Origin of the sequence: Streptomyces sp. NPDC001714 (genome assembly GCF_042892755.1) — a bacterium.
In the GTDB taxonomy this organism is placed as follows: Bacteria; Actinomycetota; Actinomycetes; order Streptomycetales; family Streptomycetaceae; genus Streptomyces.
The window spans coordinates 21,797-36,689 of record NZ_JBIAUL010000020.1 but is presented as its reverse complement, the minus strand read 5'-3'; the positions used below and the strand labels follow the sequence as shown (position 1 = coordinate 36,689).

Sequence of the window (14,893 nt, the reverse complement as noted above, 5' to 3'; positions counted from 1 at the left end):
CGCTCGCCTACGGGCGGCGCCCCGAGCGGGAGAAACGGGTGTGATCCCGCCGCGCCTGGGCAGACGACGCGGTCATGAGCACCCTCCAGCGGAGCACGGCGGACGAGGCCACGCGGCGGAGCGCTGTGGTGCGGGCGACTCCACCGCCCGTCCCCTCGCCGCCCGAAGGCGGCAGCGGCGGCGGGCGCGGCTTCCCGTCGGCACGGCGCGGTGGTGGGCGGGTGGCGGGGCTGGACGGACTGCGCACGGTCGCGGTGGTGCTGGTGATCGTCTACCACGTCGAGCCGGACCTGGTGCCCGGCGGCTCGGTGGGCGTGGACGTGTTCTTCACGATCAGCGGCTTCGTCATCACCCGGCTGCTGGTCGCCGAGTACGCCCGTACCGGCCGGATCAGGCTGTGGTCGTTCTACCGGCGGCGGTGGCTGCGGCTGATGCCGGCCCTGCTGGTGATGTGCGCGGTCGCCGCCCTGCTGTCCGCGCGGTTCGCGTTGCCCCTGTTCGACGGGGCGTGGGCGGCGGCGGTGCTGGCCGCGGGGTCGGTGGTCAATCTCGTACGGGCGGCGGACCCGGGGACGTACTCGGATCTCACCGCGCCGCTCGGCCACACCTGGTCCCTGGGTGTGGAGGAGCAGTTCTACCTGGCCTGGCCGCTTCTCCTGCTGGTCCTGCTGCGGCACGCGACGGCGCGGGCGGTGCTGGGCGGGGCCGCGGTGCTCTGCGTCCTGCCGGTGCTCTGGCGGACGGTGCTCTGGGATCCCGCCGCGGCACACCGTATCTACAACGGCCCCGACACCCGCGCCGACCAGCTCCTCGTCGGCGCCCTGCTGGCCCTCGTCCTGGCCCGGCTGCGTGCCGAGGACCCTCGTCTGGCACTGCTGCGCCGCTGGGCGGGACGGCTCTGCCCTCTCGCGCTCACGCTGCTGGCACTGATCGCCTGGCAGATCCCGATCACCGAGACGAACAGGTGGAATCCCCTCTGGTACACGGTCGGATTCCTGGCCGCCGCCGTGCTGTCGGCCTGCGTGGTGGCCGCACTCGAGCTGTGCCCGCGGGCGTGGCCCTCCCGTCTGCTGTCGCCGGCCGTGCCGGTGTGGGTCGGGCGCAACCTCAGCTACGGGATGTACCTGTGGCACTACCCCGTCATCCGGCTGCTCTCCGACCTCGGTGTGCACGGCGGCCGCCTGCTCGCCGCCGGGCTCGCGGCGACGCTCGCCGCCGCCCTCGCCTCGTACGTACTCGTCGAGCGGCCCCTGCTGCGGCACCACCCGGTCCGCGGGCGCCGACCGGAACCGGCAGTCGCCGCCGCGGGACCACCGGCCCTGTGACCAGCGCCCCGGCATCGGGAGCTGTGAGCTGATCCGGGACGCGAAAGGGCCGCCGAGACTTCCGGGATCATGCACTGCGCCGTCGTTACCACGGTGTCACCCTTGCGCGTGCGGCACACGAAGCGTGGCCGTCGGGGGATCTGCAGAGGCGGGGCGAGCGCAGTGGGGGACTTTCTGGGGGCGGTCACGGCGTTTCCGACCGTGGTCTTCACCTTCGCGCTGGCCGTGGTGGCGGTCTACTGGCTGCTGGTGCTCCTGGGGGGCGCTCACTTCCACGGGGCGCGTGGAGGGCATCACGGGCACGGGCACGTGCACGGCCACGGCCACGGCCACGGGCATGGTGGGGGACGCCATGGCCACGGGGGACTGCAGAAGGTGCTGGGCCTGGGCGGGGTGCCGATCACCGTGGCGGTGTCGCTGGTGGTCGCCTTCGCCTGGTTCAGCGCGCTCAGCGGCCGGGTCGTGTTCGGCAGCGGACACGGGGGAGTCCTGCTGCCGGCCGCCCTGGTCTGCGGGTGGGCGGGAGCGCGGGTGCTCGCGTGGCCGCTGGGGCGGCTGATGCCGGCCCCTGCCCCGCCGCCGTCCCGCCGGGACTTCGTCGGCCTCGGCTGCGTGATCCGCACCGGCCGGGTCGGCCCCGACTTCGGACAGGCCGAGGTCCGCGCGGCCGACGGCTCCTCCGCGGTCGTACAGGTCCGGCAGAGCCTCGACGACGCGGCAGGGTCCGGCGGCGTGCTCCGCGCCGGGGCGTCGGCACTCATCTACGACTACGACGACGCGGGCGAGTACTTCTGGGTCATGCCCGCCGTGCCGACCACCGGCTGAGCCGACAACACCCCGCGCTCGCCGGGGCGTTCGGCACGCCCGTCGTCCACTCATCCATCCACGGCAAGGTCGTCCAAGGGAACAGCCATGTCTGTCGTCACTATCGGAATCGGCGTGCTCGTCGCCGTCCTGCTGCTCATCGGTCTGGGCACACTGCTGCTCTTCGGCCGGCTGTTCCGCAAGGTGGTCCAGGGCGAGGCGCTGATCGTCTCCCGGCCCAAGAGCGTCGACGTCACCTTCACCGGGGCCCTGGTGCTGCCGATGCTGCACCGGGCGGAGGTCATGGACATCTCGGTGAAGACCATCGAGATCGTCCGCACCGGCCGGGAGGGCATGATCTGCAAGGACAACATCCGCGCCGACATCCAGATCACGTTCTTCGTCCGGGTCAACAAGACGGTGGAGGACGTCGTCAAGGTGGCCCAGGCGATCGGCACGGAGCGGGCCAGCCACCAGGAGACCCTGCAGAACCTGTTCAGCGCGAAGTTCGCCGAGGCGCTGCGGACGGTGGGCAAGCAGCTCGACTTCGCCGACCTCTACACCAAGCGCGAGGAGTTCCGGGACCGCATCGTCGCGGCCATCGGCACCGACCTGAACGGCTACCACCTCGAGGACGCCGCGATCGACCACCTCGAACAGACCCCGCTGGAGCAGCTCGACGCCTCCAACATCCTGGACGCCCAGGGCATCCGGAAGATCACCGAACTGACGGCGCTGGAGCACATCCGGACCAACGACTTCCAGCGCAACGAGGAGATGGAGATCACCCGCCAGAACGTGGACGCGCGCGAGGCCGTCCTCGAGCTGGAACGGCGGCGCGCGGAGGCGGAGATCCGGCAGCGCAAGGGGATCGAGACCCTGCGTGCCCAGGAGGAGGCGGCCACCGCGCAGGTCCAGGAGGAGGAGCGGCTCAAGGCGCACAGCGCGCTGCTGCGGACCGAGGAACTGCTCGGCGTCCAGCGGGAGAACCAGGTCCGGGAGATCGCGGTCGCCGAGAAGAACCGGGAGCGGGTCCTCGCGGTGGAGAGCGAGCGCATCGAGAAGGACCGGCTGCTGGAGGTCGTCAACCGGGAGCGGGAGGTGGAGCTCGCCCGGGCGGAGAAGGACAAGCAGGTCGAGGTGGAGCGCCGGAGCGTGGCCGACGTGGTGCGCGAGCGCGTCGCGGTGGATCGCACGGTCGCGGAACAGGAAGAGGAGATCAAGCGGGTCCGGGTCGTGCAGGAGGCCGAACGTACCCGGCAGACCGTGATCATCGCCGCCGAGGCGGAGGCGCAGGAGCAGCTGGTCAAGGACATCAAGGCGGCCGAGGCCGCCGAGCAGGCCGCGCACCTGCGGGCCAAGGAGCAGCTGGTGCTGGCCGAGGCCGGGCAGAAGCGCGCGGAACTGGAGGCCGCCGCCAACGTGCGCCGGGCGGAGGGCGAGCGCGCCCTGGCCGGCGCGGCCGGCCTGGCCCAGGCCGAGGTGGCGGAGCGGCAGGCCATGGCCGAGGCGGCCGGCGTGCGGGCCCGGCTGGAGGGCGAGGCCGCGGGCCTGAAGGAGAAGGCGGCGGCCGTCGAGAAGGTCGGCCTCGCCGAGGCCGCGGTCGCGCAGAGCAAGGCGAACGCGGAGGCGGCGGGCATCCGGGAGCGGCTGCTCGGCGAGGCCGCCGGTCTCAAGGAGAAGGCGGCGGCGATGGCCGCGCTGGACGAGGCCTCCCGGACCCACGAGGAGTTCCGGCTGCGCCTGGCCGCGGACAAGGAGGTCCGGATGGCCGCGCTGGAGGTCCAGAGCAAGGTGGCCGAGGCCCAGGCCGCAGTGCTGGCCGCCGGACTGGAGAGCGCGGACATCGACATCGTCGGCGGGGACAGCGTGTTCCTGGAGCGGCTGGTCGGCGCGGTGTCCTTCGGCAAGGCCGTCGACGGCGCGGTGCAGGGCTCCGAGACGGTGCAGACCCTCGGGGCGGACTGGCTGAGCGGCGAGAAGAGCTTCAGCGGCGACGCGACGGAGGTACTGCGCTCGCTGGCGGCCGGCGGGCCGTGGAACCTGGCCCTGCTGATGAAGCTGCTCGGGGGCCAGGCGGCCGACGGCACCACGACGGTCGACCCCGTGCAGCTGGCCAACGGTTCAGCCAAGTAGCGCGACGACGAGGGCGCCCCCGAGGGGGCGCCCTCGAAGCAGCGGCTCCCGAAGCAGCGGCTCCCGAAGCAGCGGCTCCCGAAGCAGCGGCTCCCGAAGCAGCGGCTCCCGAAGCAGCGGCTCCCGAACTAGCGCCCCCGAAGGGGCGCTGGGGGTACCCCCGGCCGAAGGCTGGGGGAGGAACTGCGCGACCAGCCACGACGGCGCCGCAGACGACCGACGGCGCAACGCGGCGCTTTCAGCGCTCAGGCCAGGAGAAACGGAAAGCAACCATGGGCGTCGAGGACGGCACCTACCAGATCCTGCGGGCAAGGCTCACCGACCGCGCCGCGGAACTCGGCCGACGGGCGGCCTCGTTGAACTCCCGCCGGCAGGACGCCTTCGGCTCCCGCCCGCTGGAGCTCGCGGGCTCGGCCCGCCCCCGCACCGGCGGCGAGGGCATCGGGTGCGGCGTGGTCGCCGTACGGCCCGACGTCCTCCTGCTGGGGACCTCGGCGCCCGACCTCGCCGCCGGCCTGCTGTCGCTGCACGCCCTGGACGGCTCGCCCCTGCGGCCCGGGCACGTCCCCGGCCTGCTCGACGACGAACGGTTCCACCGCGACCTTGCCGAACTGCTGCGCTACTACCGCGACGCCCGCCTCACCGACCTGAGACGTACGGCGTCGGGGCGGCTGCTCGCGGTGTTCCGCACCGGCGAGAACGAGGGTGATCTGCGGGTCCTGAGCTGGCAGTTGCCGGCGGACCTGGCCGACCGGGTCGAGTACCTGGGCAACCACGGTGAACGCGACCTGCCGCAGCCGCCCGTCTCAGAACTGCCGTGGACGACGACCGGACGCGAGTACCACGCGGACGGAAGGATCCTGATCGAAGGCGGCGAGGGCGCGGTCTCGGTCGCCACCACCGGCGGCAGCCTCACGGTCCGGGCGCACCCCGGCGACCGGCTGCTGTTCCAGGAAGCGGTCGACGAGCCGCTGCAGAGTCTCGCCGACGCCACGGTCGCCTACTCGGCGACCGGCCCCCTGCTGCTCCTGCGGATCCGCCCCTACAACGAACCCGCGGACCGCTACCTCGTCGTCAACACCCGTACCGGTTCGGTGCGTCGCCAGGACTCCCTCGGCCGCGGTGCGCGGCTGCTGCCCGCCGAACAGGGGCTGATCTTCCCCGGCGGCTACGAGCTGGCGGACGGGAGCCATCGGGCGTTCCGGATCGGCGGCGGGGCGGTCGGCGCGGTCGGTGTGGGCGCCGGTTCCGCGGGCGGTGGGTCCGCCGGGTCCGGCACGTCCGGCACATCCGGCATGTCCGCCGCGTCCGCCGCGGACGAGCTGCGCTTCGACGCGGTGCTCCCCTCGCCCAACGGCGAGGACCTGCTCTACGTCCTGTGCCGGCCGGGCCGCGCCCAGGTCCTGCTGCTGCCGTGGAACACCGTCCGCCGTGAGGCCGCGAGCGCCCTGCACGGCGCGGCGTTCACCCTGCTGCCGGACGGCACCCTCATCCTGCTCAGACCGGACCACGAGCCCGTGCGCACGCACGAACTCCAGCTGTGGCAGACCCCTTTCCAGTCCGCGGACCACGCCGCCGCCCAGCCCGTCGGGGACGGGCCGCTGGCCCGGATCGGCAACGCCGACCTGGTCGCGGGCATCGCCGACTGCCTCGACGTGGTCCGCGGCGCGACCGCCGCCGTCCAGGAGAACCCGGCGACGGCCGCCCCGGAGCTGATCCTCGACGCCTGCACCAAGGCCGCGGACCGCCACTACTGGCTGGCCGACACCGGCCTGCTCGAACCGCTCACCGAACTGCGGGCCGCCGCCGAGCAACTGCTCGCCGAGCAGGCCAGGGTCCGCCGGCTCGCCGCCCGCGCCGCGCAGGCGCTGGACCAGGCAGCCGCGGAGGCCGCCGCGTTGGTCCGCCGGTCCCACGGCGAACCGCCCACCGACGCGGACGCCTGGACCGTACTCCTCGCAGAACTGCGCCGGGCCCAGGGCCGTACCCGCACCCTGCGCGAACTGCCCCAGCTCGACCTGGCCGCCCTGGAGGAGGTCGAGGCGGACCTGGCCGCCGAACTCGCGGCGGCGACCGAGCGCGCCTTCGCCTTCTTCGCCGGTCCCGACGCCTTCGCCGCCCCCCTCGCCGCGGCCCGGCTCGTCGGCGAGGAAGCCGCCTCGGTCGCCACCGCCGCCGAGGCCGCGCGGCTCGCCGACCGCCTCACCGAGCAGGCGGACGCCCTGGCCACCGTCACCGACCTGGTCACCGGCGCGGCCGATGCCGACCCGAGCGCCGGAACGGCCGTACTGCTGGCGATCGGCGAGGTCCTGGCGGCCGTCAACCGGGCCCGGGCGGTGCTGACCACCCGCCGCCGCGCCCTGCTCGACGCCGAGCACCGCGCCGCGCACGCCGCCGAGTCGGCGCTGCTCGCCCAGGCGACGACCGCCGGGCTGTCCGCCGCCGACAGCCCGGCCGCCTGCGACGACCAGCTCGCCCGCCTGCTGCTGCGGGTGGACGCGCTCGAGGCCCGCTTCGCCGAGGCCGAGGACCTCGCCGCCGACCTGGCCCTGCGCCGGGAGGAGATCCGGCAGGCGTTCGCCGCCCGGCGCCAGACCCTGCTGGACGAGGCCACCGCGCACGCCGACCGGGTCGCCGCCTCCGCCCGGCGGGCCCTTCAGGCGCTGAGCCGCCGGCTCGCCGGGCTCGGTTCGGCGGCCGACGTGCACGCCGCGCAGGCCGCCGACCCGATGGCGTTGCGCATCCGCGCCGCCGCCGGGGAACTGCGCGACCTCGACGACCAGGTACGCGCCCAGGAGCTGGAGGACGGCCTGCTCGGTGCCGTCCGCTCCGCCCTGCGCGAGCTGCGTGACCGGGCCGACCTCTCCGAGGACGGCGGTGCCACCGTCCGCCTCGGCCGCCACCGCTTCGCCGTCCGCCGCGAGCCGGTGGAACTCACCCTCCAGCCGGACGGCGACGGCCTGGCCTTCGTCGTCACCGGAACCGGCTACCGCAGGTCCGCCGCCCTCCCCGAACTGCTGGCCGGCCGCGAGTTCTGGACACAGCCCCTGGTCAGCGAGTCACCGACGCTCTACCGCGCCGAGTACCTGGCCGCCGCACTGCTGTCCACGGCCACCGGCGACCCCGGTGAACCGCTGCTCGACCAGGTCCGCCGCGCGGCCGAGCGGGGCTACGACGAGGGGTACGAGCGCGGCGTCCACGACCACGACGCCGCGGCCATCCTCGCCGCGCTGCTGCGGCTGCGGGCCGGTGCCGGGCTGTTGCGGCACCCTGCCGAGGTGCGCGCCACCGCCCAGCTGTTCTGGGCCCACGGCGCGACCGACGCCCAGCGGGCCGCCTGGCAGCGCCGCGCCCGCTCCTTGGCGCTGGCCCGCGTCCACTTCGGATCCGACGTCCACTTCGGGTCCGACGGCCACTTCGGGTCCGGCGGCCACTTCGGGTCCGGCGGCCGCTTCGGGTCCGGCGGCCGCTTCGGGTCCGACGGCCGCCTCGGATCCGACGGCCACCACGGATCCGACAGCCGCTTCGGATCCGACAGCCCTTTCGGATACGGCGGCCGCCTCGGATCCGGCGGCGCGGCGCCGGGGACCGCCTCGTCCGAGCTGGCGGCCGAACTCACGGACGCGGTCGCCGAGTTCACCGCCGCCACCGGGCTGCCCCCGGTGCCGCGCGCGGGCGACTACCTCCAGGAGGAACTCGCCGACCCGCACGACGGATTCGCCACCGGCGTCGCCGCGCGCACCCTCCTGGACGGCTTCCGCCACACCGACGCCGCCCCCCTCCTCGTCTCGGACCTGGCCGCGCTCGACACCGACCTGCCCGCGCGGTACCAACTCGCCGGTGCCTGGCTGGGGTCGTACGCGGCCATGCATGCGGACGGCACCGACCGTGAGGGCGTGCCGGAGGCCGTGGCGCACCTGTGCGCACCCGACCTGCCGCGGTACGAGATCACCGCGCCCGTCGGCGAGACGGTCGACGGCCTCCTCGGCAGCCACCCCCGCGTCCGCGACGGCCGGCTGACCGTACGCATCGACGAACTCCCGTACCGGGCACGGGTGTTCAGGGAAGAACGAGCCCCGGCCTTCCGGGCCTTCCAGCGCCGGCGGGCGGACGTCCTGGCCGCCGAGCGGGCCCGGCTGCGCCTGGACGACCACCGCCCCCGCCCGCTCGCCGGCTTCGTCCGCAACCAGCTCATCGACCAGGTCTATCTGCCGCTGGTCGGCGACAACCTGGCCAAGCAACTCGGCACCCTCGACACCACCGGCCCGGCGGGCCCCGCCGACCGCAGCGGCCTGCTGCTCCTGCTGTCCCCGCCCGGCTACGGCAAGACCACCCTGCTGGAGTACGTCGCCGACCGCCTCGGCCTGCTGATGGTCCGCGTCGACGGCCCCGCGCTCGGCGCCGGCACCACCTCGCTCGACCCCGACCGTGCCCCCGACGCGGCCGCCCGCCGAGAGGTCGAGAAGATCGTCTTCGCCCTGGAGACGGGCAGCAACGTCCTCCTCCACCTGGACGACATCCAGCACGTCTCGGCCGAACTGCTCCAGAAGTTCATCCCGCTGTGCGACGCGCAGCGCCGCATCGAGGCCGTCAGCGACGGCGTGGCCCGCAGCTTCGACCTGCGCGGGCGCCGTTTCGCCGTCTGCCTCGCGGGCAACCCCCACACCGCGAACGGGCAGCGCTTCCAGATCCCCGACATGCTCGCCAACCGCGCCGACGTCTGGAACCTCGGCGAGGTGCTCACCGGCCACCGGGAACTGTTCGCCCTCTCCTTCCTGGAGAACGCCCTCGCCGCCAACCCGGTGCTGGCCCCCCTCGCCGGAACCGACCCCGCCGACCTCGCCCTGCTGGCCGCCCTCGCCGACGGCGACCCCGGCGCACAGGCCGACCAGCTCACCCACCCCGTGCAGGACCTGGACCGGGTGCTGGCGACTCTCTCCCGGCTGCGCCGCGTCCAGCGGACCGTCCTGGCCGTCAACGGTGCCTACATCGCCTCCGCCGCCCAGGAGGACACCGACCGCCGCGAACCGCCGTTCCTGCTCCAGGGTTCCTACCGCACCATGGCCCAGCTCGCCGCCCGGGTCGACCCCGTCCAGAGCGACACCGAGGTCGAGGCCCTGCTCGACGACCACTACCTCGCCGAGGCCAGGACCCTGGGCAGCGCCGCCGAGGCCAACCTCCTCAGACTCGCCGCTCTCCGCGGCCGCTCCGCCCCCGAACAGAAGGCCCGCTGGCACGAGCTGTGCGCCGCCTACCCGCCCCCCGCCCGCCCGTCCACCGTCTGATCCGGCCATCCCAGCAGCCGCGCACCGAACACCGCCGTCTCCAGGGTGTACCGCTGCAGCGCGTCGTCCGGATCCAATCCCGTCAGCCGGACGACGTGCGCGAGGCGGTACGCCAGGGCGCGCACGCTCACCCCGAGCCGCCGGGCCGCCTCCGCCGCGACGTAGCGCGACTCCGCGTAGGCGGTCAGCGTCTCCAGCAGCAACTGAGCCCCGCCACGCGCCTTCCGCAACGGGCCCAGCACCCCGCGCACCAGATCCTCCAGGGCCTCCCGGTCCCGCAGCAGCACCGGCAGGACCAGCAGATCGGCCGCGTTCAGCAACTTCCCGTCCAGCCCCAGCTGGACCGCCTGCTCCAACGCGTTCCGCGCCTCCTCGTAGGAGTGGACGACTCCGCCGGGCCCGCTGTGCGGCCGGCCCACCACGACCCGCCGCCCCTGCGTCAGCTCCGCGAACGCCCTGACTGCCGAAGCCTCACCGGGGCCGGCGGGCACGATGCACACCAGTCGCCCGTGCTTGACCGCCAGCAGGACCTCTTCCTCCCCGAAGCGGCCGAGCAACTGCCGCTCCAGCGCCCGCACCTGGGGATCCTCCAGGTCGTAACCATCGCCCTCGGCGACCGCGACGACATGCGCACACGCCAGATTCAGCCCGAACCGCTCGGCATGCTCGGCCAGCCGCCCCACGTCACTGCGACTGCTCAGCAGATCCGCCACGAACTCCCGCCGCCCGGCCTCCTCCTGCCGCAGCCGTTCCCGGTAGGCCCGCCCGTGCCCCGCGGCGAGCGCGGCCACCGCGGCCCGCAACGCGGCCAGCGAAGCGGCGTCGACGACCTGCCCCTCCCAGACCCGGCCGGTGGCGGCAAGCCGCTCATCCACCAACTCGGCAAGCCCCCGCCCCTCCTCGGCGGCCCGGTCGCCGTACTCACGCAGCGACTCCAGCTCCGCCCGCCGCAACCGCCGCCCGCTCCTGGCCACATCCTCCAGCAACCGCCCCCACGAACCGTCCTCGGACGAAACAGACACACCCGAGCCCGCTCTACCGGTAGCCAACTCCCGTATCCTCCCCCGCGCACCGCGACAGCGACCTGCCAGCGTACGCCGCACCGCATGAACACAACACCTCAGGCGCCCTTTTCACGTGCCCGGCCCGCGCTCTGCCCGGTCTTGGTGCCCACCGTCTTCCGACGCCGCCGGGTACCGACTGGCCAGGGCTGGAGAGCGTGTTGGGGGCCGACACCGGCGACGGCGAGGAAGCGCTCGTCCTCCGGCGCGACGCGCCCACTCAAGTGTTCACAGGCTGCACCGGCAGTAAAGACGGGCGCCCGCCGACCGCGCCCGGAACGCCAGTGCCGTGAACGTGCCCACCGTGTCCTTGGCATCGAGGTAGTCCGCGAAGTCGGCCTCCTCGATCTCGTACCACTGGGCCGCCACCATCGGGACGGCGTCCTCGGGGAGGCCGGCAAGGATGTCCCGCCAACGATCGGGGAGTTGCTGGAGGACCAGGCCCGTCCCCCAGGGGGAGTCGGGGTCAGTGGGCTCGTGCTGGGGGTACGGTGGTTCGGGCCAGACCAGTTCCGGCGCGTCCTGCTGATCGGCGAAGGGGATGCCCTCGGCGTAGGCGACCAGCCGGCCCAGGACGACGTTCGGGTCCAGGCCCTTTGCGTCGATCCAGTCCGCACCCGTCTCCTTCAGCGACGTCCCGCGGAGCCAGTCGCCGTCGGGTCCGATGGCCTGGTTCACGGCCGTGGTGTGGTCGGTCGCGTGGAAGTAGTCGTACAGCACACCCATGTCGGTCTCCGTCGTTCACCGGGTCCTGGGCACAAGTAGAGCAGGCGACACCGACACCGGCACCGCGCTCACGCCCCTGCCGGGCTTCGTTCTCTGCCGTCCGATCCACCTGGTCGGCCGGACGGGCCGGCTACCGCGCTTCGCGTAGTCGCGGTTACTCAGCGCGGCCGCCCGCGGATGCCCAGGACGGGCGGGGGAGAGGATGCGACGCTGGAGTGAGGGGCCCGCGAGTGGAGGTCCGAGTGTGTCCCATCCGGCCCGGGGCCGTCTCCTTCGGCCTGGCGACCATGTCCCGGTGCGGCTCGATGGATGCGACACGCAATCGTGCGGTCAGTCTGTGCGCCGGCCGGCCGGGGCACCACTCACCGAGCGTCGCCAGGCGGCCTTACCGCGTGGATCCGGCCCGCCGGGACCAGGACCGCGCGACCACCCCGGAAGGCAGGTGCGTCCCATGCGCACGTCGACCCGTATCGCCGGTGCCCTCACCGGCCTGACCCTCGCCCTCGGTGGTGCGGTCCTCGCCGCTCCCGCGGTCCGGGCGGACATCCCCGCCTGCACGAAGATGGCCGAACTGGCCGGTGCCACCGCTTCCGACTCGGTCACAGCGGCCTGCGGCCGTGGCGTGGTCGGAGACCTGCAGAGTTGTGTGACCGGACTGACCGGGGCCGGAGTGGCGGGCGGCGCCGCGACCGCCGCCTGCCGGACGGCGGCCCAGGAACCGCGATAGCGGACCGCTCGCGGCAGCCGCCCGCCGGCACCGGTCCGAGGTGGTACGGCCCGTCTCCTCCACGACCACCGGCCCGCCCGCACACAACGCGGCCCCGGTGGGCAGTCGCGCCTCGCGAGCCTCATGCGGAGCGCCCATGCTGAGCAAGAGGGCGCCGTCGTCTTGAGACTTGTCCTTCCCGAAGGCCAACGAAGGCGCCTGAGAGGAGGAGGAAGCCATGCGCCTGCGAAGAATCCTGGGCCTCGCCCTGGCCGCGGCAACCCTTGCCGGCATGAGCGTCGTCGGCGCTGTCAGCGCCGGGGCCGCCTCGTCTCCGAACATCTCCAGAGACGACTGCACGGCCGCCGGCGGACAGCTCGTTCCACGCCCCTACGACGGCTACGTCTGCGCGCTGCCTGACGGGACCACGCAGGCGATCACTTGACCGTCCGGTGCGCCCGGTGCGCCCGGCGCGGTGGGCAGGGAGTGACGGCACCCGGTCCACCGTCGGGCGGATCGCCCGCGGCCGTCTCGACACCGCGGCACTCGCGATGGCGGCCGGTCCGCGCCGTCCTGAACGGCCTCGCCCATGGCGTAGTACAGCGAGCGGCGAGGTCGTTCGCGTTTTCCAGCTGCATTGATTCTTTCTTGCTGTATTGATTCTTTCCTGGCTGAACTGGTTCGGATTTCCCAGCCGTATTGATCACGAGCGTCGTCGACGCTTGGCAGGTCCTGAACAGGACAGCCGCGCAGGTGATCGCGCCGCTGTCCGCATCGAGGTGCCCGCATCGCCGACCGGCACGGTGCACCCGCCGGCCGGCTCCCCCGTGCTCCTCGACCACCCCGGGGACGACTCCGTCGTTCGGCCCATCAAGGGCACCGGCTGCGACGCCGAAGAGGACCGAGCGGAGTCGCCCCACCCTCGCGTTCCGGTACGCCTCCGTGCCCCAGGCCGCCCCGATGACTGCGGTCCCGCACCCCGGCCGACAGGCCCCGGAGGAAATCCCGCATGCGCGTCTTCCTGTCCATGACCGCCGTCGCCACCGCCGCACTCCTGCTCGTCACGGTCACCGGCGCGCCTCCCGCCGCAGCAGACCGGAACCCCGACGGCACACCACTGGTCAAGGTGTCCCACGGCGACCCCTACGCGGAGTGCACCATCGGAGCGAGGTCCCCCGACAGCGTCGTCTACCCGGGCACCGAGGTCGAGCCGTACCTGTCCGTCGATCCGCGCGACCCCGAGCGCGTGGTCACCGTGTTCCAGCAGGACCGCTGGAACGACGGCGGCGCCCGTGGCCTGGCGGCCGGCTGGACCACGGACGGCCACACCTTCCACCGGAGCACGCTGCCGTTCAGCCTGTGCGCCCCCGGCGGCGCGGACTACGAACGGGCCACCGACCCCTGGGTGAGCACCGGACCGGACGGCACGGTCTACGCCGGCGGGGAGGGCGTCGACTTCACGAAGAGCACGCGCAGCGCCCTTCTGGCCGTCACGTCCCGCGACGGCGGCCGCACCTGGCAGAACCTCACCACCACGCACGTCGACGAAGAGCCGTTCTTCAACGACAAGCCCACACTGACCGCCGACCCGATCCGCAAGGGCACCGCCTACCAGGTCTGGAACCGCCTCGACAACGACCCACCCGGACCCAGCTCCCTCGACGGTCCCGGCTACATCTCGCTCACCCGCGACGGCGGGCGCACCTGGAGCAAGGCCCGGCGGTTCGTCGACACCAGCACCGTGCCCGACACCCAGACCATCGGCCATCTGATCGTCGTCGACCGGCGCACCGGCACCCTGTACGACTTCTTCGACCGGATCACCTACTCCGACGACCTGAGCACCGTCGTCGAAGCCCGCTACGAGGTGGTGACGTCGACCGACGCGGGAGAGACCTGGAGCGCCCCGGTCACCGTGGCCCGGGACACCTCCGTACCCGAGGTCGACCCGAACGACCCCACCCGACTGCTGCGCGACGGCACCACCCTGCCGAGCCCGGCCGTCGACCCCAGGACAGGCACGCTGTACATGGCCTACGAGGGATCGGACTTCTCCGGTGGGGAGTTCGACTCCGTCCAGCTAGTGCGGTCCACCGACGGCGGACGCACCTGGGGGACCCCGGAGCTGATCAGCCCCGAGGGCGTTCCGGCCTTCTCGCCGTCGATCGCGGTCGCCGAGCGGGGTGGCACGGTCGCGCTCACCTACTACGACCTGCGCTTCCTCGAGCCCGGCAACACCACCACCCTGCCCACCGCCTACCAACTGGTCACGCTGCAGCACGGAAACCCGAAGCTCCGGACCGAACGACGGATCTCGCGGGTCTTCGACTGGCTGCGGGCGCCGTTCGCCGGGGGCTCCTTCCTCGGCGACTACCAGGGCCTGGCGGCAGACGGCAAGGGAGTACGGGCGGTGCTCACGGAGACCAACTCCGGCGCACCACAGAACCGTACGGACGTGTACACCGGCAGTCTCCGCATCCCCTGACGCATCCGAGGACACATCCGCTGACGCATGCGCTGACCGACGCGGACGCCGTCGGCCGGCCCGACCGCCGACGGCTGCGGACGGGCCTGGCCCCACTCCGCGACCACGTCGCGCGGGCAGGCCGCCCGCGTCCCGCCCGGCGGCGCAGGCCGGCTGCTCCGGGGGCGCGTGGTTGCCCGGCCCGTCGGGCACGGAAGGGGCGCGTGGGGCACGACCTGGCATTCGGAGATCCGACGCGCCGCCGATCGCCCGCCCGCGCGTGCTTCCGGCGCGTGGTTGCCCGGCCCGTCGGGCACGGAAGGGGCGCGTGGGGCACGACCTGGCATTCGGAGATCCGACGCGCCGCCGATCGCCCGCCCGCGCGT

Annotated in this window: 9 protein-coding genes; 7 read left to right on the top strand and 2 right to left on the bottom strand. The window is 73.6% G+C overall.

Annotated features, from left to right (window positions below; all coding sequences use genetic code 11):
• Nucleotides 1-74: 74 nt before the first annotated feature.
• From ACFY0P_RS39865 to ACFY0P_RS39850, 4 genes are all read left to right on the top strand, one after another.
• Nucleotides 75-1,325: an acyltransferase family protein gene (locus ACFY0P_RS39865; protein WP_388925011.1), complete on the top strand. Its 1,251-nt coding sequence runs from the start codon at nt 75-77 to the stop codon at nt 1,323-1,325.
• A gap of 162 nt (nt 1,326-1,487) precedes the next feature.
• Nucleotides 1,488-2,150 carry a hypothetical protein gene (locus ACFY0P_RS39860; RefSeq protein WP_388925009.1) on the top strand — a complete coding sequence of 221 codons (663 nt, stop codon included), beginning with the start codon at nt 1,488-1,490 and terminating at the stop codon, nt 2,148-2,150.
• Nucleotides 2,151-2,237: 87 nt separating this feature from the next.
• Complete coding sequence (locus tag ACFY0P_RS39855) at nt 2,238-4,265, top strand: SPFH domain-containing protein (RefSeq protein ID WP_388925006.1); 2,028 nt, start codon at nt 2,238-2,240, stop codon at nt 4,263-4,265.
• Nucleotides 4,266-4,537: 272 nt separating this feature from the next.
• Nucleotides 4,538-9,550, top strand: a complete 5,013-nt coding sequence (locus ACFY0P_RS39850; RefSeq protein ID WP_388925004.1) for a DNA repair ATPase — start codon at nt 4,538-4,540, stop codon at nt 9,548-9,550.
• Here the strand turns inward: ACFY0P_RS39850 and ACFY0P_RS39845 are convergent.
• Nucleotides 9,517-10,572 (bottom strand): PucR family transcriptional regulator, encoded by a 1,056-nt coding sequence (locus ACFY0P_RS39845; RefSeq protein ID WP_388925001.1) that lies wholly within the window; start codon nt 10,570-10,572, stop codon nt 9,517-9,519. The genes ACFY0P_RS39850 and ACFY0P_RS39845 overlap by 34 nt on opposite strands.
• Before the next feature lie 267 nt (nt 10,573-10,839).
• Nucleotides 10,840-11,337, bottom strand: a complete 498-nt coding sequence (locus tag ACFY0P_RS39840) for a hypothetical protein (protein WP_388924999.1) — start codon at nt 11,335-11,337, stop codon at nt 10,840-10,842.
• Nucleotides 11,338-11,788: 451 nt separating this feature from the next.
• Between ACFY0P_RS39840 and ACFY0P_RS39835 the strand changes: the two genes are divergently transcribed.
• The 3 genes from ACFY0P_RS39835 to ACFY0P_RS39825 all read left to right on the top strand — a co-directional run bounded on the left by ACFY0P_RS39835 (nt 11,789) and on the right by ACFY0P_RS39825 (nt 14,528).
• Nucleotides 11,789-12,064 carry a hypothetical protein gene (locus tag ACFY0P_RS39835; RefSeq protein WP_388924996.1) on the top strand — a complete coding sequence of 92 codons (276 nt, stop codon included), beginning with the start codon at nt 11,789-11,791 and terminating at the stop codon, nt 12,062-12,064.
• 217 nt (nt 12,065-12,281) lie between these two features.
• The gene (locus ACFY0P_RS39830; protein WP_388924993.1) at nt 12,282-12,488 is read left to right on the top strand and encodes a hypothetical protein; all 207 of its coding nucleotides are present in this window, start codon (nt 12,282-12,284) and stop codon (nt 12,486-12,488) included.
• Nucleotides 12,489-13,052: 564 nt separating this feature from the next.
• Nucleotides 13,053-14,528 carry a sialidase family protein gene (locus ACFY0P_RS39825; RefSeq protein WP_388924990.1) on the top strand — a complete coding sequence of 492 codons (1,476 nt, stop codon included), beginning with the start codon at nt 13,053-13,055 and terminating at the stop codon, nt 14,526-14,528.
• Nucleotides 14,529-14,893 lie beyond the last annotated feature (365 nt).